Raw genomic sequence first — 18,444 nt, 5'->3', positions numbered from 1 at the left:
TGTGATCCCTTCGGAACGGTTGCGGCGTCAGCGCCGGCGATGGCGGTTGAGCTCGGCCTCGAGGCGCTGCGAGTAGCGCGACATGGCGAAGCAGAACAGGAAGTAGACGAGGGCCACGGTGATGTAGACCTCGACGCCGAAGCCCTGCCAGGCGGGCTCGATCACCGAGGTCTTGGCGGCCGTCAGCAGGTCGAAGATGCCGATGATCAGCACCAGCGAGGTGTCCTTGAAGAAGCCGATGAACGTGTTCACCAGCGGCGGGATCACCAGCCGCAGCGCCTGCGGCAGCACGATCAGCCCGGTCTTCTTCCAGTAGCTCAGGCCCAGCGCGTCGGCCGCCTCGTACTGGCCCTTGCTCAGCGCCTGGAGGCCGCCGCGCACCACCTCGGCCAGGTAGGCGCCGGCGAACAGGATGATGGCGATCTGCGCGCGCAGCAGCTTGTCGATGTTCATGCCCTCGGGCAGGAACAGCGGAAACATCACGCTGGCCATGAACAGCAGCGAGATCAGCGGCACGCCGCGGATCAGCTCGACGTAGACGATGCACAGCAGCCGGATCGCGGGCATCGATGAGCGTCGCCCCAGCGCCACCAGGATCGCCAGCGGAAAGGCCACCGCGATGCCGAAGGTGCTCAGGATCAGCGTGATCGGCAGCCCGCCCCAGCGCTCCTGCGACACGTAGCTCAACCCGAAGACGCCGCCCCACATCAGCAGCGCGATCACCGCCAGCGTCACCACCCAGATGACCGCCAGCTCCCATCGCCAGAAGCGGCGCATGGCCGAGATGGCGTAGAGCGCGATGAACAGCAGGCACACGATGGCCGGGCGCCACTGCTCCTCATAGGGGTAGGTGGCGAACAGGATGAAGCGGTGCTTCTCGGTGATCACCGCCCAGCAGGCGCCGGTGCCATGCAGGTCGCGGCACACCTGGGTCTGGTTGTCGGGCACCCACCAGATCGCGTTGATGAAGGCCCAGTCCACGAAGCCCACGGCCCAGCGGATCAGGAGATAGGCCAGCAGCAGCGTGACGGCGGTGGAGATCCAGCCCGAGAACAGGTTGGCCCGCACCCAGGCCACGGGCCCCACCACGGTGGCGGGGGGCTGGCGCGGCGCCGCCTCGGGCGAGGCGGCGGCCGCGGTGTTGAGGGTGATGTCGCTCATCCCCGGGGCTCCTCAGCGCTCAACCAGCGCGATGCGCGTGTTGTACCAGTTCATGAAGAGGCTGATGCTCAGGCTGATGCACAGGTACACCAGCATGATGATGGCGATGCCCTCGATCGCCTGACCGGTCTGGTTCAGCGTGGTGTTCGAGATGCTGACGATGTCCTGGTAGCCGATCGCCACCGCGAGCGAGGAGTTCTTGGTCAGGTTCAGGTACTGCGAGGTCATCGGCGGGATGATCACCCGCAGCGCCTGCGGCAGGATGATCCGGCGCAGCACCGTGGAGCGCTTCAGGCCCAGCGCCTCGGCCGCTTCCCACTGGCCGCCGGCCACCGAGGTGATGCCGGCCCGCACGATCTCGGCGATGAAGGCCGCGGTGTAGAGCACCAGCCCCAGCAGCAGCGTGAAGTATTCCGGGCTGATCGAGGCGCCGCCGGCGAAGTTGAAGCCCCGCAGCACCGGCAGGTCCGGCTGCCAGGGCGCGCCCGCCGCCGCCCAGACGGCCACCGGAAACACCACCAGCGCGCCGATCGCCGCCGGCCAGACGCGGCGCGGCTGCCCGTCCTGCATCTGCCGCGCGCGGGCGTTGCGGGCAAAGGCCCAGAGGCCCAGCGCGCCGAGGATAAAGGCCAGCACGGCGTAGGTATGCGCGTCCTGCCACTGCACCCAGGGCAGCTTCAGGCCGCGGTTGCTGAGGAAAACGCCGGTGACGGGGTTGAGCGACTGCCGCGGCGCCGGCAGCGCCTGCATGATGGTGTACCAGAACAGCAGCTGCAGCAGCAGCGGGATGTCGCGGATCACCTCGACGTAGATCGCCGCGATCTTGCCCAGCAGCCAGTTGCGCGACAGCCTGGCAATGCCCACCAGCGTGCCCAGGACGGTGGCCAGGATCACGCCCACCACCGCGACCTTGAGCGTGTTCAGCACGCCGATCAGCAGCGCCCGAAAATAGGTGCTGGTGGGGGTGTAGTCGATCAGGTGCTCGCCGATCGGCAGCCCGGCCTCGCGGTTGAGGAAGCCGAAGCCCGTGGCGATGCGCCGTACCTCGAGGTTGTGCATCGTGTTGCCGACCAGCCACCAGATGATGGCGGCCACCAGCGCCACGATCAGCACCTGCCACACCACGGCGCGGACGCGCTCGTCGCGCCAGCTCAGGCGGATCGCCCGCTTGGGCGGGGCTCGGAGATAGCGCGGATCGGTCGAGCTCTGCGACATCGTCGGGGCCTCTGTTCTTCTCAGGCGCTGTCAGCAAGTCTTCAGCAAAGGGGTGGCGCGGGCCGGGAAGATGTCCCGGCCCGTGCCCGTCACATCAGCGCAGCGGCGGCGCGTACTGAATGCCGCCCTTGTTCCACAGCGCGTTCACGCCGCGCGGCAGGCCGATGGCGGCGAGGTTGCGGTCAAAGATCTCGCCGTAGTTGCCCACCTGCTTGATCATGGTCGCCGCCCAGGTGTTGGGCACGCCCAGCATCTGGCCGAAGTCGCCGCTCTTGCCCAGGAAGCGCTGCACGTCGGGGCGCGGGTCGTTGGCCAGGCTGTCGACGTTCTTGCTGGTGATACCCAGCTCCTCGGCGTTGATCTGCGCGAAGAACACCCAGCGCGCAAGGTCGGCGAAGCGCGCGTCGCCCTGGCGCACGGCCGGCGCCAGCGGCTCCTTCGAGATCAGCTCCGGCAGGATCACGTAGTCGGCCGGCGTCGGCTGGGCCGAGCGCGTGGCGGCCAGGCCCGAGCTGTCGGTGGTGTAGGCGTCGCAGCGCCCGGCCACGAAGGCGCCCACCAGCTCCTCCAGGCGCTCGATCACCACGGGGGTGAACTGCACCTTCTCGGTGCGTGCCCAGTCGGTCAGGTTCTGCTCGGTGGTGGTGCCCGGCTGCACGCAGATGGTGGCGCCGTTCAGGTCCTTGGCGTGCTCCACGCCGGCGGACTTCTTCACCATGAAGCCCTGGCCGTCATAGAAGGTCGTGCCGGCGAAGTCGAAGCCCAGGCTGGTGTCGCGCGACAGCGTCCAGGTCGTGTTGCGCGCCAGGATGTCGACCTCGCCCGACTGCAGCGCCGTGAAGCGGTTCTGCGCCGTCAGCGGCACGTAGCGCACCTTGCTGGCATCGCCCAGGATGGCGGCCGCCACGGAGCGGCAGAAGTCGACGTCGAAGCCCTTCCACACGCCCTGGCTGTCGGGCTGGGCGAAGCCGGCGAGGCCGGTGTTGGTGCCGCACACGAGCGAGCCGCGCGCCTTGATGGCGTCGATGGTGTTGCTGTTCGCCGCCGGCGCGGCGGGGGCCTGCGCCCGGGCGGAAGGCGCGAGCGGGCCGCCCAGCGCCGCGGCGCCGAGGGTCCCGAGCATCAGAGCAAGCCGAACTGGCCGCATAAAGCTAGTCTCCCAACATTTCCTCGAAGGCCCGGACGAGGCGCTGCCGCGTCGGGCGAAACCCTGTCCGGACCGGTCTGTCCCAACCCCTGGCTTCGGATCCTCCGTAGCCCTCCCCCGCTCGCGGCGCAAATGAGCCATGCGCTTCGGCGGGGTCACCTTGCCCGGAATGCACGTGTCCGGGCGCCGCTGCGGGCGCGCGCCGGAAAAGCGTTGCTCGCTGTGCCGCAGCAATCCTTGTGCCAGGGCAATTTGCTGTGCCATCGCCCAGCGGAGTGACGGGCACCGTCTCCGCCGCAGCCAAGCTGACACCCACTCACGGCCGGTAGCGGTCATGGCCGGTCCCCTTCGCCTGCGGCCGGGGAGCCACCGCGCCGGGCAGGCTCGCCCGCCCGGATGGTTCGGCCACCCGGCCCGGCAGGGCGGCACAACGGGCTGACCCGGTGGGACAGGGGATGTCCGGGGCGCGGGTGGCCAGGATGCGCGGTCCGGACCATGCTGGGCGGGTTCCACCGGCCACGGCGGCGCGGAACCCGCGCCTTCCCCGCTGCCATGTTCCCGGCAGCGGCCCGGATGAACCGTTCCACGGCCCCACGACCCCCCGAAGGAGGCGAGGCAGATGCACCACATGGACCGGCCCGCCGTGGCCGCGGCCCTGCCCTGGCCGGCGCTGATCGAGGCGCTGCACGACGTCTTCCGCACCGGTTGCGAGGCGCCGCTGCGCCACCGCCACGCCCTGCCGCCCTCGGGCGGGCAACCGGCCTCGCTGCTGCTGATGCCTGCCTGGCAGGCAGAAAGCCCCACCGGGGGCAAGGGAGGGGGCTACACCGGCGTCAAGGTCGTGCACGTCATGCCGGGCAACGCCGCGCTGGGCGTGCCGGCGGTGCAGTCGGCCTTTCTGCTGAGCAGTGGCACCACCGGCGAGCTCCTCGCGGTGCTGGACGGCGGCGAGCTCACGGACCGGCGCACCGCCGCGGCCAGCGTGCTGGCGGCGGGCTTTCTCGCGCGGCCCGACAGCCGCCGGCTGCTGATCCTGGGCAGCGGCCGCGTGGCCCAGGCCCTGGCCGAGTGCTACCGCAGCGCCTTTCCCCTCGAGGACGTGGCCGTCTGGTCCCGCCGTGCCGCCAGCGCCGAGGCGCTGGTGGCCACCCTGCGCGCCCACGGCCACCCGGCCCGCCTGGCCGCCCGGGGCGCGGAGGGCGAGGGCCCGCCCGAGGCGGAGCTCGCCGCCGCCGACATCATTGCTGCCGCCACCCTGTCCGACCGGCCGCTGGTGCGCGGTGCCGCGGTGCGGCCGGGCACCCATGTCGACCTGGTGGGCGCCTTTCGCCCCGAGATGCGGGAGTCCGACGGGGCGCTGCTGCGCCGCGCCCTGCTCGCGGTGGACACCCGCCCCGGCGCGCTGGCCGAGGCCGGCGACGTGGTGCAGGCCATCGCGGAAGGTGCGATCACCGAGGCGGAGGTCGCGGCCGACCTGTTCGCGCTGTGCCGGGGCGAGCACCCCGGCCGCACCGACCCGGCAGAGGTGACGGTGTTCAAGTCGGTGGGCTGGGCCGGCGAGGACCTGGCCGCGGCGGCCATGGCCTTCGGGAACCGCTGAGCGCCCGCTCTTCAAACGTGCGGTGGCAGGAGGTGGTGCTGGCGGAGCGGGCGCCATCGCCCCGCTAGCCCGGCGGCAGCGCCAGCTCCCACCCGTCCTCGCCCCGGGTCAGGCCCGCCCCGGCCTCGCGCAGCAGCGCCGCTTCCGCCGCCGGCGGCTCCCAGCCCATCATCAGCACCTCGCCCCGCAGCACCAGCGCCACCGGCGCGTCGGCCGGCATGCGCGCCGCCAGCCGCAGCAGCGCCGCGTCCAGCGTCGGGCGGCGGATCTCCAGCTCCACCCCCGCGTCGTCGGCCTCCAGGCTGAGCCGCCGCCCCGCCGCGAGGCTGAGCAGCGGCAGCATCTCGCGCAGGTAGGTCGCGGCCTCGATCCGGGCCACCTGCGCGTCGCGCGTCAGCCCCAGCAGCGACCGCATCAGCCCGTCATATTCCTCCGCCGCCTCCAGCGCGCGCCGGATCTGCCGGCCGCCGCGCTCGCTCTCCGGCAGGGCGCGCACGGCCGATTCCAGGTTCATCAGCAGCACCATCGCGAGGTTGTTGGCCGCGTGGCGCGCCGGGCTGAACAGGAAGGAGAACTCGTCGAGAACCGAGCTCATCGCGGCAGAGCCTCCAGGATGTCGTGAAACAGGCGCGCGGGGAGTGTTCCTCCTCCAACGTTGTCCATGGGCGTTCCGTCATCATTGCCGAGCCAGACGCCGATCACATTCCGGCCGGAAAAGCCGATGAACCAGGCGTCGCGGGAATCCTGGGTGGTGCCGGTCTTGCCGCCGACGATGCGCCCCGGCACCGCGGCCGCCCGCCCGGTGCCGCGCGTCACCACCGCTTCCAGCGCCCGGCGGATGGCAAAGGCGTCGTCCTCGCTCATCGCCCGTTCCGGCGGCGGCGCGGGCAGGGGGCGCAGCGCCGTGCCCTCGCGCGTGGCGCTCAGCGCGTAGGGCGTGACCCGCAAGCCCCCGTTGGCGAAGGCGGCATAGGCGGCCACGAGCTCCAGCAGGCTCGCCTGCCCCGTGCCCAGCACCACCGTGGCGTCGCGCGGGAAGGGCCCCGCCAGCCCGAGCCGTTCCGCCACCGCGATCGCCGGCGCCGGGCCGCCGGCGCGCAGCAGCACCCGCACCGCAGCGGTGTTGATGCTGTGCGCCAGCATGTCGGTGACCGTGATCTCGCCCCGGCTGACCCAATGGCCGTTGCCGGGCGACCAGTTGCCCAGCGTCAGCGGCTCGTCCGACACGGTGCTGTCGATCGACATGCCGTTCTCCAGCGCCGCCAGTACCACGAAGGGCTTGAAGGCCGATCCCGGCTGGCGCCTGGCATCCACCGCCCGGTTGAACTGGCTTTCGCGATACGAGGCCCCGCCCACCATCGCCCGCACCGCGCCGCTGGTGGCGTCCAGCACCACCACCGCGCCCTGCGTCACGCCGGCCTTCTCGCCCGGGCCGTGCAGCGTCGCCTCCAGACGCGCTTCCGCCAGCGCCTGCACCCGGGCATCGAGCGTGGTGCGCAGGATGAGGTCGCCGGCCTCGGGGAACTGCGCCGCCAGATCGTCCTGCGCCCAGTCGGCGAACCAGCCGGCGTTGCGCGCGCTCTGCCTGGGCAAGCTGATCCGCTCGCCCTCGCGCGTGGCCTGCTCCTCGGTGATCGCGCCGGTTTCCGCCATGGCGTGCAGCACCTCCTTGGCGCGGCGCGTGGCGGCCTCGGGGTTGGCGCGCGGGTTGAGGCGCGACGGCGCCTTGGGCAGCCCCATCAGCATCGCCGCCTGCCACAGCGTCAGGTTGCGCGCCGACACCCCGAAATACATCCGCGCCGCCGCGTCCACGCCCCAGGCCCCGGCGCCGAGGTAAACGCGGTTGAGGTAGATCTCCAGCAGCTGGTCCTTGGTGAAGCGGTGCTCCAGCCACAGCGCCATCACCACCTCCTGCGCCTTGCGCCGGAAGGAGCGGTCGGGGCTGAGGAACAGGTTCTTGGCCAGCTGCTGCGTCAGCGTCGAGCCGCCCTGCACCACCCGCCCCGAGGTCACGTTGGTCACCGCCGCCCGCAGCAACCCCACCGGGTCCACCCCGAAATGCGACCGGAAGCGCCGGTCCTCGATGCTGATCAACGCCGCCGGCAGGAAACGCGGCACGTCGCGCAGCCGCAGCGTGTCGCCGTACAGGTCGCCGCTGGTGGAAATCGTCTGCCCGTTGGAAGCCTCCAGCGTCAGCGCCGGGCGCCGCGTGGCGGCCAGCGCCTTTTCCGGCGCCGGCAGGTCCCACACCAGCGACAAGGCCAGCACCGCGGCCGCGATGCTCCCCCAGATGCTCAGCACGATCCCGCGCCGCAGCCAGCGCCCCCAGCCGACCGGCGCCCGCGCCCGGCCGGCCGCGCGCGGTGGTGGCGCCTCGGGCAGCTCACCCCGGCTGGCGGCGCGTCCCATCGGACTGCCGGCGGGGTTGCCGGGGCGGGCGGCGTCCGGAGGGGGGCGCCTCACGTGGGGGAGCTTTGGCGTTCGGGTGCGGCGGCGTCCCGGTGGGAAGGCGCTGCCTTCCCCCGGACCCCCATCCGCCAGGAACCTGAGGTTCCTGGACCTCCCGTTCGTGGGTGCCGGCAGGATCGGACCGCCGGTGGCGGTGTCAGGGAGTTGATTTGCAGCAGCACCTGCCGCGGCCGGCTCACGCCGGAGAGCCTGGCTCTCCGGCGACTGCGGGGGCCGCCCGTGCGCCGTTCCTGAAAATTCTTCCTGGTGCCGCGCCCTGCGTTAGCCGCCGAAGTTCCACCGTTACTGCCCCACGCCAAACTCCTGGCGGGGTCTCGGGGTGGCCCTGCCACCCTGGGCGGAAAGGGTCCGGGAAAGGCAGCGCCTTTCCTGGCCACGGCGCCCCGCCCGGGCGCGACATCCGTCCCCCCGGACAGCGCCACCCTCAGCCCGGTGCCCGCAGCAGGAGGCGGTTCAGCGGCTCCATCACCCGCCGCAGCGCCGCGAAGTCGCGCCCCACCGCCTCGCGCGACGCGCCGTTGGCCGCCAGCAGGTCGGTGATCTCGCCGATGCTCCGCACCCCGTCCACGCGCCCCAGGATGGCCGCCCCCAGGCGGGGCAGGGGCATCTGCACCCGCAACCCGTCGAAGCTCACCGGCAGGGTGCCGCCCCCGCCGATCCCCTTGGCCACGGTGGGCCCGTCCAGCTCCCGCAGGATCGGCACCGAGGCCGGGTCTTCCCACAGCGCGTCGCGTCCCTCGGCCGGGTCCTGGTCCTCGGGGCGCGTGCAGTAGGCGATGTGGATGCCCATGTTGCCCGTCAGAGCCTCGGCCAGCGCGGCGCGCCCCACCGGGTCGAGCCGCGCCGCGCGCTCGCGCAGCTTCGGGTCGGGCAGGTAGATGTCGGGATCGTAGCGCAGCGGTTCCACCAGGCAGCTCAGCCGCAGGCCGGCACCTTCGATCAGCGCGGCCAGCTGCGGCACCGTGAAGGCCACGTCGCGGGGGTTGAGCAGCAGGTCATACAGCCCCGCATCGCCGCCCTCGGTATGGTCGGTGATCCAGGGGTTGCGCCGCAGCCAGGCGGTGTCCGGCGCGTGCCGCCACACCCGCTTGCCGATGTCGAGGCGGGTCGCCGGCGCCTCGTCGGTGGGCGTGAGCATCCGCATCGCGTCCTGCAGCATGTACACGCCCGTCCGCCCGTGCGGCGCGTACACCATCAGCCCGATCCCCCCGCCCGGCGCGAGCGAGGCCGCGAGGTTGCGCAAGCCCGCGAGCGGGTCGGGCAGGTGGTGCAGCACGCCGCAGCAGTCGATGTAGTCGAACAGGCCCAGCGCCGGGTCCGGCAGCTCCAGGATCGAGCCTTCCACGAAGCGCAGGTTCCCCAGGCCCCGCTTCGCTGCCCGCGCCTCCGCCACCCGGCGCGCCGCCGCCGAGCGGTCGAGCCACACCACCTCGCCCGGCCGTTCCTCGCGCGCCATCTGCTGCGCCAGCATGATCGTGCCGTCGCCCGAGCCGCCGCCGGCCATCAGCGCCCGCATCGGCCGGCTGGCGGCGCGGCGCGCGCCGAACACCCAGTGGTCGACCTCCCGCAGGTGCGAGGGCGAGCCCACGATCAGCCGCCTGGCTTCCTCCGCCGGGTCGCGGGCCGGGTAGGGGTAGCTGTCGTACTGCGCGGCGAGCTCGCGGTCGCGTTGGTCCTGCATGGGGTGGCTGCATAGGGCGCCGCCGCGGGGCGCGCCAGCGGCAGTTCGGCGGAAGCAACGCGCCCGGCGCGCGGCACGCGGGTTGGGCCCGCGGCGGCCACCCTCGGCCCGCCCGCTGACACAGCACCGGCTGGCGCGGTCGCCCGGGGGCGTGGCTGCCGCTGGCGTGGCCATTCGGTGGCGTGCCGCCCGCCGCCGTAGCCATCCGATGGCATGGCCGCCCGTTGGCCTAAGGCCTCCGGCGGCGTGGCTACCCGCCGACATGACCGCCCGGCGACGCGGCCGCCGCGGAATGCGCGCCGTTGACAGGGCGACGGATGCGTGGCGCTGCTGGAGGTCAGCTGAGCCTTGGCGGTGCTTCGCGATGATGCGACGGAAACCCTTCGGCTCGATGGCCCTGCCCTTCGCACCGGGCGGTGGGACCGTGGCGCCGCGCCGCGCGCTGGCCGTGGTGGTGGGCCTGCTCGTCCTGCTGCTCCTGCTCGGCCGCCTCTGGTGGCTGCCGGCGCATGCGCCGCTCGACGTCAACGAGGGGTGGAACGCGATGCAGGCGATGCGGGCCTTCGGGCCGGGCAGCCTGTACCCGCCGCCGGACGCGCTGACGGCCAACAACTACCCGCCGCTCTCCTTCTTTCTCGTGGGCGGGGTCGGCCGCCTCACGGGCGACAACGTGGTGGCGGGACGGCTCGTCTCCCTTCTCGCCGAGGCCCTTGCCGCCGCGGCCGTCCTCGTCGCGGCCGGGCGGCTGGCGCGGGGGCGGGTCTGGGGCTGGCTGGGCCTGGGGATCTTCGCGGGCTTCGCCGTGACCCTGCTGCGCCCCTACGCCGTGATGAACGACCCGCAGTGGATCGCGGAGGCCGCCATGCTCTGGGCCTTCGTGCTGCTGCTGCCCGCCTCGCCGGACCGCCGGCTGCGGCGCGGCGCCGTCGCCTTTTCGGCGCTGCTGGTGGTGGCCGGGCTGCTCACGAAGCACAACGCCGTGGTGTTGCCGGCGGTGATGTTCCTCTGGCTCTGGCGGACCGAACGCGCGGCGCTGCTCCGGTGGTGCCTCACGGGGCTCGGGCTGGCCGTCCTGGCGGGCGGCGCCATGCTGCTGCTCTGGGGCACGGCGCCCTTCGTCGGCATCCTGGGGGCGGCCCGCAGCTACTCGCTGAGCCGCATGGTGCTGAAGGGCGGCCCCACGCTGCTGGCCCTCCTGCCCGGGCTGCTCGCCTGCGCGCCGCTGTGGCGGCGGCGGCGCGACCCCGCGGGATTCGTCTCGATCCTGCTGCTCCTCTTCTCGGTGCCCGTCGCGCTGATCCAGCGCAGCGGCGACGGCGTGGACGTCAACGCCGCCTTCGAGGCGGTGATCGCCCTCGCGGTCGCGCTGCCGGTCGCCTGCGCCACCCGCCCCGAGGGCGCGGGTCGGCGCGTGCTGCTCGCCGTCCTGCCGGTCCTCTGCCTCCTGCCTTTCGCCATGCGCGACAACCTTGGCGAGCTGAGCGGCCGCGACGCTGCCGTGCGGCGCTGGGCGGACCTCGTCGCCCGCGTCGCCGCCGCCACCGGCCCGGTCGCCTGCGACGACCAGGTGGTCTGCTACTGGGCCGGGCGGGATGCCGGGCTCGACGTCTTCCTGCTCAAGCAGCGGCTGCTCAAGGGGCCGGACCCCGCGCTGGAGGCCGCCCTCGCGGCGCGGCGCTTCGCCATCATCGAGCTGCGGACCGACGACACCAGCTGGCACGCCGACCTGCTGCGGCCGCTGATCCTTCGCTACTACGTGCCGGCCTACGCGGCGGGGGGCGTGGCGCTGCTGGTGCCGGCAGGGGCCGCCGCCGGCCCGACGCCTGCCTGCGGACCGGCGCGAGCGTCGCCGGGCGGCCCCCCGGCGGATGCCTGCGTGGCGGGAAGCACCCCGGATCACCCCTGAACCGACGGTTGTTCCTGCTTCGCAACATCGTCCTGGGGGGATTTTAGCCGGAGCTTCATGCATTCAAGCGGTTGAAGCCGGGTGCTGCGACCGCTTATCTGCCGCCGCATGAAGCCGCAGCTCTTCCTCACCCTCGCCGCCCTGTCCTTCCTCGCCCCGGCCCCGGCCTTCGCACAAGCCCGGGGGGCAGCCGCGCCGCAAAGGCTGGGGAGTTTCGGCAACTGGACCGCGGCCACCCACCAGGAAGGCGGCGCCAAGGTCTGCTACGCCTTTACCCGCGCCAGCAAGAGCGAGGGCGGCGGCAACCGCCAGAACGTCATGCTCACCGTGACCCAGCGCCCGCAGGGGCGTGACCAGGTGGCGGCCTCGCTCGGCTACGCGCTGCGCCGCGACGCCGGCAACGACGACGTGTCCGGCAATGTCGGCGGCAACGACCTGCGCTTCTACGGCGCCGGGACCAACGCCTTCGCCCAGGAAGGCACCGCGGCGGTGGCGGCCTTCAAGGCGGGCCGCGACCTCGTGGTGAAGGGGCCCGGCCCCCAGAACAAGGGTGGTACGACGGATACGTTCTCCTTGAGCGGCTTCTCGGCGGCGTATGATGCCATCTCCAAGGAGTGCCCACCCCGCCGATGAACCAGATCGTCCCGCCCGCCGCCCCGACGGAGGCGCCGCTGTCCGACCGGACCGCCGCGCAGCCCGTCCGCCACGATGCCCCCGCCCGCGACACCGTCCCGGCGGAGGCCGCCGCGCGCGTGGACGCACCTGCCATCGCCCCGCAGCGCGGGCCTTCCCCGGCGCAGCGCCTGCCCAGCCGGGCGGCCGCCGCGGTTCCCGCCCAGCCGGCCCAGGCCTCCGCGCCGGCCCCCAGGCAGGCCATCGTGCCCGACGTCACGCCCGACGAGGCGTCGCGCATCATGATGAAGTCCGCCCTCTTCGCCCCGCCGCCGGCCACCCTGCCGGACGGCCGCCGCGACCTCGTGGGCCTGTCGCGGGCCGAGCTCGAGGCCGAGATGGTGGCGATGGGCGAGAAGGCCTTCCGCGCCCGCCAGCTCTGGCACTGGATCTACCACCAGGGCGTCCGCGACTTCGCGCAGATGCCCACCATCGCGCGGCCCATGCAGCAGCGCCTGGCCGAGCGCTTCGTGGTCGGCCGCCCCGAGGTCGCCACCGAGCAGCTGAGCAAGGACGGCACCCGCAAGTGGCTGCTCCGCTTCCGCGACAGCCAGCAGGTCGAGACCGTCTACATCCCCGACGGTCAGGAGGACCGCGGCGCGGTGTGCATCTCCACCCAGGTGGGCTGCACCCTGAGCTGCCGCTTCTGCCACACCGGCACCCAGAAGCTGGTGCGCAACCTCGGCGCCGCCGAGATCGTCGGCCAGTTCATGGCCGCCCGCGACACCTACAACGAATGGCCCTCGCCCAAGGACGGCACGCCCCGCCACCTCAGCAACATCGTGGTCATGGGCATGGGCGAGCCGCTCTACAACTACGAGAACGTGGCCAAGGCGCTCACCATCGTCATGGACAACGAGGGGATCGGCCTGAGCCGCCGCCGCATCACGCTCTCCACCTCGGGCGTCGTGCCGATGATGGACCGCTGTGGCGCGGAGCTGAACGTGGGCCTCGCCGTCAGCCTCCACGCCGTCACGGATGAACTCCGCGACGTCATCGTGCCGCTGAACCGCAAGTACCCCATCAAGGAGCTGATGGCCGCCTGCCGCCGCTACCCCTCCGCCTCCAACGCGCGTCGCATCACCTTCGAGTACGTCATGCTCGACGGCGTCAACGACTCCGAGGCCGAGGCGCGTGAGCTGGTGCGGCTGCTCAAGGGCATCCCGGCCAAGGTCAACCTGATCCCCTTCAACCCCTGGCCGGGCAGCGAGTACCGCACCTCCAAGGGCGAGGTCGTCCGCCGCTTCGCCGAGATCGTCAGCGACGCCGGCTATTCCGCGCCGATCCGCCGCCCGCGCGGCCGCGACATCCTGGCCGCCTGCGGCCAGCTCAAGACCGAGAGCGAACGCCAGCGCCGCCCGGCGGCCTGAGCGGCGCGCTGTTTCGGGGGAGGGCTCCGCCTTCCCCCGGACCCCCTGCCGCCAGGAAACTGAGTTTCCTGGACCTTCCGGGAATGGGCGCGGGTGAATGGGGTGACACGCGGCCCGGTGCGGTGCGCCGCATCCCGATAACCCGCTTCGCGCAGACCAGACTGCCTGACCGGAACCCTCGCCGCCGCCGGAACGCCCTGGCCATGCCGCCGGACCCGGGTCTAGCCTCCCCGAAAAAGAGGGAGCGTCCAGCGTGATCCGTTCATCCACCGCCCTGTTCGCGGCCGCCCTGTGCTGGTCCGCCGCCGCGGCCGCCGCCGAAGGGCCCGTCGTCACCACCCAGTCCGGCCAGGTGCAGGGCAAGCTCGCCGAAGGGGTCGAGGCCTTTCTCGGCATCCCCTACGCGGCCTCGCCGGCCGGGCAGGGGCGCTGGCAGCCACCGCAACCGCCGGCGGCCTGGAGCGGGGTTCGCCCGGCGCAGAGCTACGGCCCCGCCTGCCCGCAGCTCAACGGCATCGACTCCCCTCGCACCGAGGATGAGGACTGCCTCGCCGTCAACGTGCAGCGCCCGCCCAACACCGCGGCGGGGGCGAAGCTGCCCGTGCTGGTCTACATCTACGGCGGCGGCTTCACCGGCGGCACCGGCAACAACGAGGACATGGACGCGCTGGTGCGCACCAACGGCATCGTCGCGGTGACGATGAACTACCGTCTCGGCGCGCTCGGCTTCCTGGCTCACCCGGCGGTCGCGGACGCGAAGGGGCAGAGCGGCAACTACGGCTTCATGGACCAGCAGGCCGCGCTGCGCTGGGTGCGCGACAACATCGCGGCGTTCGGCGGCGACCCGGCACGCGTCACCATCGGCGGCGAGTCCGCGGGCGGCCGCTCCGTGCTCGCGCACCTGGTGGCGCCCGGCTCGCGCGGGTTGTTCAACCGGGCCATCGTGATGAGCGGCAGCGACGCCACGCCGCCCCTGCGCGAGGCCGAGGCCGCCGGCACCAGCTTCGCGCAGAGCCTGGGCTGCGACGGTCCCGGCGCCGCCGACTGCCTGCGCAGCAAGCCCGTGGGCGCGCTGATCGACGCCAAGGACCCGCCGCACCTGCTGACCGGCGGAACGGATGTCCTGCCGCAGGGCCCGGTCGCCGCGCTGCAGGGTGGCGCCAGCACCGTGCCCGTGCTGATCGGCGGACAGCGCGACGAGTACCGCGCGCTGATGACGGAATGGCCCACGCGCTCGGTGCCCGAGTACTCGCGCGAACAGTACCTCCGCTACGTCCGTGACCAGTTCAAGGACCGTGCGGAGGCCGTGCTGGCCGTCTACCCCTGGCCCAGCGATCCCACGCGCTACACCGGCACCTACCTCGTGACGAAGCTGCGCACCGACAGCATGAACACCGGCAGCGTCGGGGCGTGCTCCACCCAGAAGATCACCGACGCCCTGGTGGCCCGCGGCGCCCCGGTCTGGCGCTACGAGTTCGACCATGCCGAAGGGCCGGGCTGGTTCAGCATCCCCGGCTACGTCTGGGGAGCCGGGCACGCGGCGGAACTCGCCTACATCATCCCGCACCGGCACAACCTGGCCAACAACGGCGGGGCGCTGAACCGGGACGAGCAGCAGCTGTCGGACCAGATGCTGCGCGCCTGGGGCGGCTTCGTGCGCGACGGCGACCCGGCGAACGAGGGCACCGGCCCCTGGCCGCGCTTCGAGGCGAACGGCGCCGTGCTGTCGTTGCAGGCCGGCGGGCGAAGCGCCGTCGTGCCGGTGGCGGCGATCAACGCCGCGCACAACTGCACCTTCTGGGACGCGATGCGGTAGCACCGCCGCGCGTCTCATCCGGACCCGGAACACCGCCGGGGCCTGAACGTGCGAAGGGCCGGCGCTCCGATGGAGCGCCGGCCCTTCATGTCTGGGTCAACAAGAACGTCCTGGTGACCCCGCACCAATTCCCGGCGGGGTCTCGGGGTGGCCCTGCCATGCCTTGAGCGGGGCGGGTCCGGGAGGGGCAGCGCCCCACCCGGGACAGGGCTACACCGGCAGCACCATCACTCCGCCGCCGGCGCCGCCACCGGGTTCTGCTTCTGCCGTCCGAAGCGCAGCACGAGGTGACGGATCACCACGTAGAAGACCGGCGTCAGGAACAACCCGAACACGGTCACGCCCAGCATTCCGAAGAACACCGCCGTGCCCAGCGCCTGCCGCATCTCGGCGCCCGGTCCCGTGGCGATCGCCAGCGGCACCACGCCCAGGATAAAGGCCAGCGCCGTCATCAGGATCGGCCGCAGCCGCAGCCTTGCGGCCTCGGTCACGGCGGCGATCGGGCTCAACCCCCGCTCGGCCTCCGCCTCGCGCGCGAACTCCACGATCAGGATGGCGTTCTTGGCGGCGAGACCCACCAGCACCACCAGCCCGATCTGCGTCAGCACGTTGTTGTCCTGGCCGCGGATCATCACGCCCACCAGAGCCGACAGCACGCTCATCGGCACGATCAGGAGGATCGCGATCGGCAGCGTCCAGCTCTCGTACTGCGCGGCCAGCACCAGGAACACGAACAGCACCGACATCGCGAAGATCAGCGTCGCCGTGTTGCCGGTGGTGCGCTCCTGATAGGCGAGCTCGGTCCATTCCGCGCCCATGCCCACCGGCATCACCTCGCGCGACAGCGCCTCCATCCGCGACAGCGCCTGCGCCGAGGACACGCCCGGCGCCGCGTTGCCCTGCAAGGGCACCGAGGTGAACATGTTGTAGCGCTGGATCAGGTCGGGACCCGCGTCCTGGCGCACCTTCACCAGCGTGCCCAGCGGCACCAGCGCCCCGGTCGAGGAGCGCACGCGCAGCCGGCTGATATCCTCCGGCGTCAGGCGGAAGCGCTGGTCGGCCTCGGCGCGCACCTGGTACACGCGGCCCAGCGCGTTGAAGTCGTTCACGTAGGCAGCACTCAGGTTGTACTGCAGCGCCTCGAAGATGCCCGACACCGGCACGTTCAGCACCCGCGCCTTCTCACGATCCACCTCCAGGAAGATCCGCGGCGTGCCGGAGGAGAAGGTGGTGAACACCCCCGCGAGCTCCGGATCGCCGGCAGCCTTGCCCATGATCTCCCGCGCCGCGGCCAGCACGCGGCCGACCTCGGCGCCGCGGCGTTCCTGTAGCTGCAGCTTGAAGCCGCCGGAATTGCCGATGCCGGGCACGGGCGGCGGCGGCACCGCGATCACGAAGGCCTCCTCGATGCCCTGGAGGCGCCCGAACAGGTCGCCGATGATCTTGGGCGCGGAATCCCCCGTCTTCAGCCGCTCCTCCGGCGGCTTGAAGCCCACGAACACCGCCACCGCGTTGGTGGCGTTGGTGAAGGTGGCGGCCGAGAAGCCGGTAAAGGCGATCGCGTCCTGGATGCCCGGTGTCTGCAGCGCGATCTCGTCGATGCGCCTGGTCACCTCGTCGGAGCGCGACAGCGCGGCGCCGTCGGGCAGCTGCGCGATCACGATGGCGTAGCCCTGATCCAGCGTCGGGATGAAGCCGCGCGGCACGTGGTTCATGCTCCACACCGTGGCACCCAGCAGCCCGGCATAGATCGGCAGCACCAGCAGGCGCCGCCGCAGGATGCCGCCCACGCCGCGCGCGTAGCCACTGCTCATCCGCTCGAAGCCGCGGTTGAAGCCGCCGGCCGCGGCGCCCAGGCCGCGCATCAGGATGTTGCGCGACGACCCATGCGCGTGCGGCCGCAGCAGCATCGCGGCGAGTGCGGGCGACAGCGTCAGCGACACCGAGGCCGAGATCAGCGTGGACACCGCGATGGTCAGCGCGAACTGCCGGTAGAACTGCCCCGTCAGCCCGGGAATGAACGCGGTCGGCACGAACACCGCCGCCAGCACCAGGGCGATGGCGATCAGCGCGCCGCCGACCTCGTCCATGGTGCGGTGCGCGGCCTCGCGCGGCAGCAGCCCGTCGCCGATATGGCGCTCGACGTTCTCCACCACCACGATGGCGTCGTCCACCACGATGCCGATCGCCAGCACCAGCCCGAACAGCGTCAGCGTGTTCAGCGAGAAGCCGAAGGCGGCCATGAAGGCGAAGGTGCCGATCAGCGACACGGGAATCGCGATGATCGGGATGATCGCGGTGCGCCAGGACTGGAGGAACACGATCACCACGATCACCACCAGCGCCACCGCCTCGTAGAGCGTGTGGTACACCTCGTCGATCGACTTCGCGATGAACTCGGTGGGGTTGTAGACCACCTGGTAGGCGATGCCCGGCGGGAAGTCGGCCTTGAGCGTGTCGAGCGTGCGCAGGATCTCGGCCGAGGTCGCCAGCGCGTTGGTGCCGGGCCGCTGGAAGATCGCCAGCGCCACCGCCGGCTTGCCGTTGAGGTAGCTGTTGGTGAAGTAGTCCTGCGCGCCCATCTCGACGCGCGCCACGTCGCGCAGCCGCACCAGCCGCCCGTCGGGCGTGGAGCGGACGATCACCTCCTCGAACTGCGCCGGATCGCTGAATCGCCCCTGCGTGGTGACGGTGAACTGGAAGGCGTTGTCGCCCTTGACCGGCTCCTGGCCCAGGGCGCCGCCGCTCACCTGCACGTTCTGTTCCTGCACCGCGCGCACCACGTCGCCTGCCACCATGCCCAGCTGCGACAGCCGGTCGGGGTCGAGCCAGACGCGCAGGCTGTACTGCCGCTCACCGAACATCTGCAGGTCGCCAACACCTTCGAGGCGCAGCAGCGCGTCGCGCACGTTGTTGCGCGCGTAGTTCGAGACGTACAGCTGGTCGTAGCTCTCATCCGGAGAGAGCATGTGGACCACCATCATCAGGTTGGGCGAGGACTTCAGCGTGGTGATGCCCAGCTGCCGCACCGCGTCCGGCAGGCGCGGCGTCGCCACCGCGACCCGGTTCTGCACCAGCACCTGCGCCTTATCGAGGTCGGTGCCCAGCCGGAAGGTGACCGTCAGCGCGTAGTTGCCGTCGCCGGTGGAATAGGAGGACATGTAGAGCATGTCCTCGACGCCGTTGACCTCCTGTTCCAGCGGCGTGGCGACGGTGGCGGCCACCGTCTCGGAATCCGCGCCCGGGTAGGAGGCGCGCACCACCACGGTGGGCGGCACGATCTCGGGGTACTGCGTCACCGGCAGGCCGAGATAGGCGATGGCGCCCACCACCACCACCACGATCGCCAGCACGGAGGCGAAGATCGGGCGTTCAATGAACGCGTGCGAGAACCGCATGATCCCTCT

12 protein-coding genes are annotated in these 18,444 nt (G+C 72.1%); 5 read left to right on the top strand and 7 right to left on the bottom strand.

All coding sequences use genetic code 11. From position 1 onward, the window contains the following. Positions 1–27: 27 nt before the first annotated feature. The 3 genes from ACFFGY_RS17295 to ACFFGY_RS17285 form a co-directional block, all read right to left on the bottom strand. Positions 28–1,161, bottom strand: coding sequence for an amino acid ABC transporter permease (locus ACFFGY_RS17295; protein ID WP_377045761.1), 1,134 nt, complete (start codon positions 1,159–1,161; stop codon positions 28–30). A gap of 12 nt (positions 1,162–1,173) precedes the next feature. Beyond that, positions 1,174–2,376, bottom strand: coding sequence for an amino acid ABC transporter permease (locus ACFFGY_RS17290; RefSeq protein WP_377045760.1), 1,203 nt, complete (start codon positions 2,374–2,376; stop codon positions 1,174–1,176). A gap of 94 nt (positions 2,377–2,470) precedes the next feature. Then, a complete protein-coding gene (locus ACFFGY_RS17285) occupies positions 2,471–3,499 on the bottom strand; it encodes an amino acid ABC transporter substrate-binding protein (protein ID WP_377045759.1) in 1,029 nt (342 codons plus the stop codon). A gap of 643 nt (positions 3,500–4,142) precedes the next feature. On the opposite strand from ACFFGY_RS17285, the gene lhpI reads away from it, so the two are divergent. Then, positions 4,143–5,123 (top strand): bifunctional Delta(1)-pyrroline-2-carboxylate/Delta(1)-piperideine-2-carboxylate reductase, encoded by a 981-nt coding sequence (gene lhpI / locus ACFFGY_RS17280; RefSeq protein ID WP_377045758.1) that lies wholly within the window; start codon positions 4,143–4,145, stop codon positions 5,121–5,123. 64 nt (positions 5,124–5,187) lie between these two features. On the opposite strand, the gene ACFFGY_RS17275 is transcribed toward lhpI, so the two are convergent. The 3 genes from ACFFGY_RS17275 to ACFFGY_RS17265 all read right to left on the bottom strand — a co-directional run bounded on the left by ACFFGY_RS17275 (position 5,188) and on the right by ACFFGY_RS17265 (position 9,273). Beyond that, positions 5,188–5,718, bottom strand: coding sequence for a hypothetical protein (locus ACFFGY_RS17275; protein WP_377045757.1), 531 nt, complete (start codon positions 5,716–5,718; stop codon positions 5,188–5,190). After that, positions 5,715–7,532: a transglycosylase domain-containing protein gene (locus ACFFGY_RS17270; protein ID WP_377045756.1), complete on the bottom strand. Its 1,818-nt coding sequence runs from the start codon at positions 7,530–7,532 to the stop codon at positions 5,715–5,717. Before ACFFGY_RS17270 ends, ACFFGY_RS17275 begins: the two co-directional genes overlap by 4 nt. A 484-nt stretch (positions 7,533–8,016) precedes the next feature. Next, entirely contained in the window at positions 8,017–9,273 is a 1,257-nt protein-coding gene (locus ACFFGY_RS17265; RefSeq protein WP_377045755.1) for a methyltransferase, read from the bottom strand. A gap of 364 nt (positions 9,274–9,637) precedes the next feature. Here ACFFGY_RS17265 and ACFFGY_RS17260 point away from each other — a divergent pair, with 364 nt between their 5' ends. The 4 genes from ACFFGY_RS17260 (at position 9,638) to ACFFGY_RS17245 (ending at position 15,037) form a co-directional block, all read left to right on the top strand. Next, positions 9,638–11,179: a hypothetical protein gene (locus ACFFGY_RS17260; protein WP_377045754.1), complete on the top strand. Its 1,542-nt coding sequence runs from the start codon at positions 9,638–9,640 to the stop codon at positions 11,177–11,179. 81 nt (positions 11,180–11,260) lie between these two features. After that, complete coding sequence (locus ACFFGY_RS17255) at positions 11,261–11,812, top strand: invasion associated locus B family protein (protein ID WP_377045753.1); 552 nt, start codon at positions 11,261–11,263, stop codon at positions 11,810–11,812. A gap of 281 nt (positions 11,813–12,093) precedes the next feature. Continuing rightward, entirely contained in the window at positions 12,094–13,221 is a 1,128-nt protein-coding gene (rlmN, locus tag ACFFGY_RS17250) for a 23S rRNA (adenine(2503)-C(2))-methyltransferase RlmN (RefSeq protein ID WP_377045820.1), read from the top strand. 253 nt (positions 13,222–13,474) lie between these two features. Then, positions 13,475–15,037: a carboxylesterase/lipase family protein gene (locus ACFFGY_RS17245; RefSeq protein WP_377045752.1), complete on the top strand. Its 1,563-nt coding sequence runs from the start codon at positions 13,475–13,477 to the stop codon at positions 15,035–15,037. 227 nt (positions 15,038–15,264) lie between these two features. Here ACFFGY_RS17245 and ACFFGY_RS17240 read toward each other — a convergent pair whose 3' ends face one another. Continuing rightward, positions 15,265–18,435 (bottom strand): efflux RND transporter permease subunit, encoded by a 3,171-nt coding sequence (locus ACFFGY_RS17240; protein WP_377045751.1) that lies wholly within the window; start codon positions 18,433–18,435, stop codon positions 15,265–15,267. Positions 18,436–18,444 lie beyond the last annotated feature (9 nt).

It is taken from the genome of Roseomonas elaeocarpi (assembly GCF_042433915.1).
Classification (GTDB): domain Bacteria; phylum Pseudomonadota; class Alphaproteobacteria; order Acetobacterales; family Acetobacteraceae; genus Roseomonas; species Roseomonas elaeocarpi.
The sequence above is the reverse complement of the archived record's forward strand: the minus strand, read 5'-3'. Positions and strand labels throughout refer to the sequence as shown.

What these genes read in the sequence shown, in the direction of transcription:
- ACFFGY_RS17295 (WP_377045761.1), bottom strand. Translation starts at nt 1,161, where the DNA reads ATGAGCGACATCACCCTCAACACCGCGGCCGCCGCCTCGCCCGAGGCG.
- ACFFGY_RS17290 (WP_377045760.1), bottom strand. Translation starts at nt 2,376, where the DNA reads ATGTCGCAGAGCTCGACCGATCCGCGCTATCTCCGAGCCCCGCCCAAG.
- ACFFGY_RS17285 (WP_377045759.1), bottom strand. Translation starts at nt 3,499, where the DNA reads ATGCTCGGGACCCTCGGCGCCGCGGCGCTGGGCGGCCCGCTCGCGCCT.
- lhpI (WP_377045758.1), top strand. Translation starts at nt 4,143, where the DNA reads ATGCACCACATGGACCGGCCCGCCGTGGCCGCGGCCCTGCCCTGGCCG.
- ACFFGY_RS17275 (WP_377045757.1), bottom strand. Translation starts at nt 5,718, where the DNA reads ATGAGCTCGGTTCTCGACGAGTTCTCCTTCCTGTTCAGCCCGGCGCGC.
- ACFFGY_RS17270 (WP_377045756.1), bottom strand. Translation starts at nt 7,532, where the DNA reads ATGGGACGCGCCGCCAGCCGGGGTGAGCTGCCCGAGGCGCCACCACCG.
- ACFFGY_RS17265 (WP_377045755.1), bottom strand. Translation starts at nt 9,273, where the DNA reads ATGCAGGACCAACGCGACCGCGAGCTCGCCGCGCAGTACGACAGCTAC.
- ACFFGY_RS17260 (WP_377045754.1), top strand. Translation starts at nt 9,638, where the DNA reads ATGATGCGACGGAAACCCTTCGGCTCGATGGCCCTGCCCTTCGCACCG.
- rlmN (WP_377045820.1), top strand. Translation starts at nt 12,094, where the DNA reads ATGATGAAGTCCGCCCTCTTCGCCCCGCCGCCGGCCACCCTGCCGGAC.
- ACFFGY_RS17240 (WP_377045751.1), bottom strand. Translation starts at nt 18,435, where the DNA reads ATGCGGTTCTCGCACGCGTTCATTGAACGCCCGATCTTCGCCTCCGTG.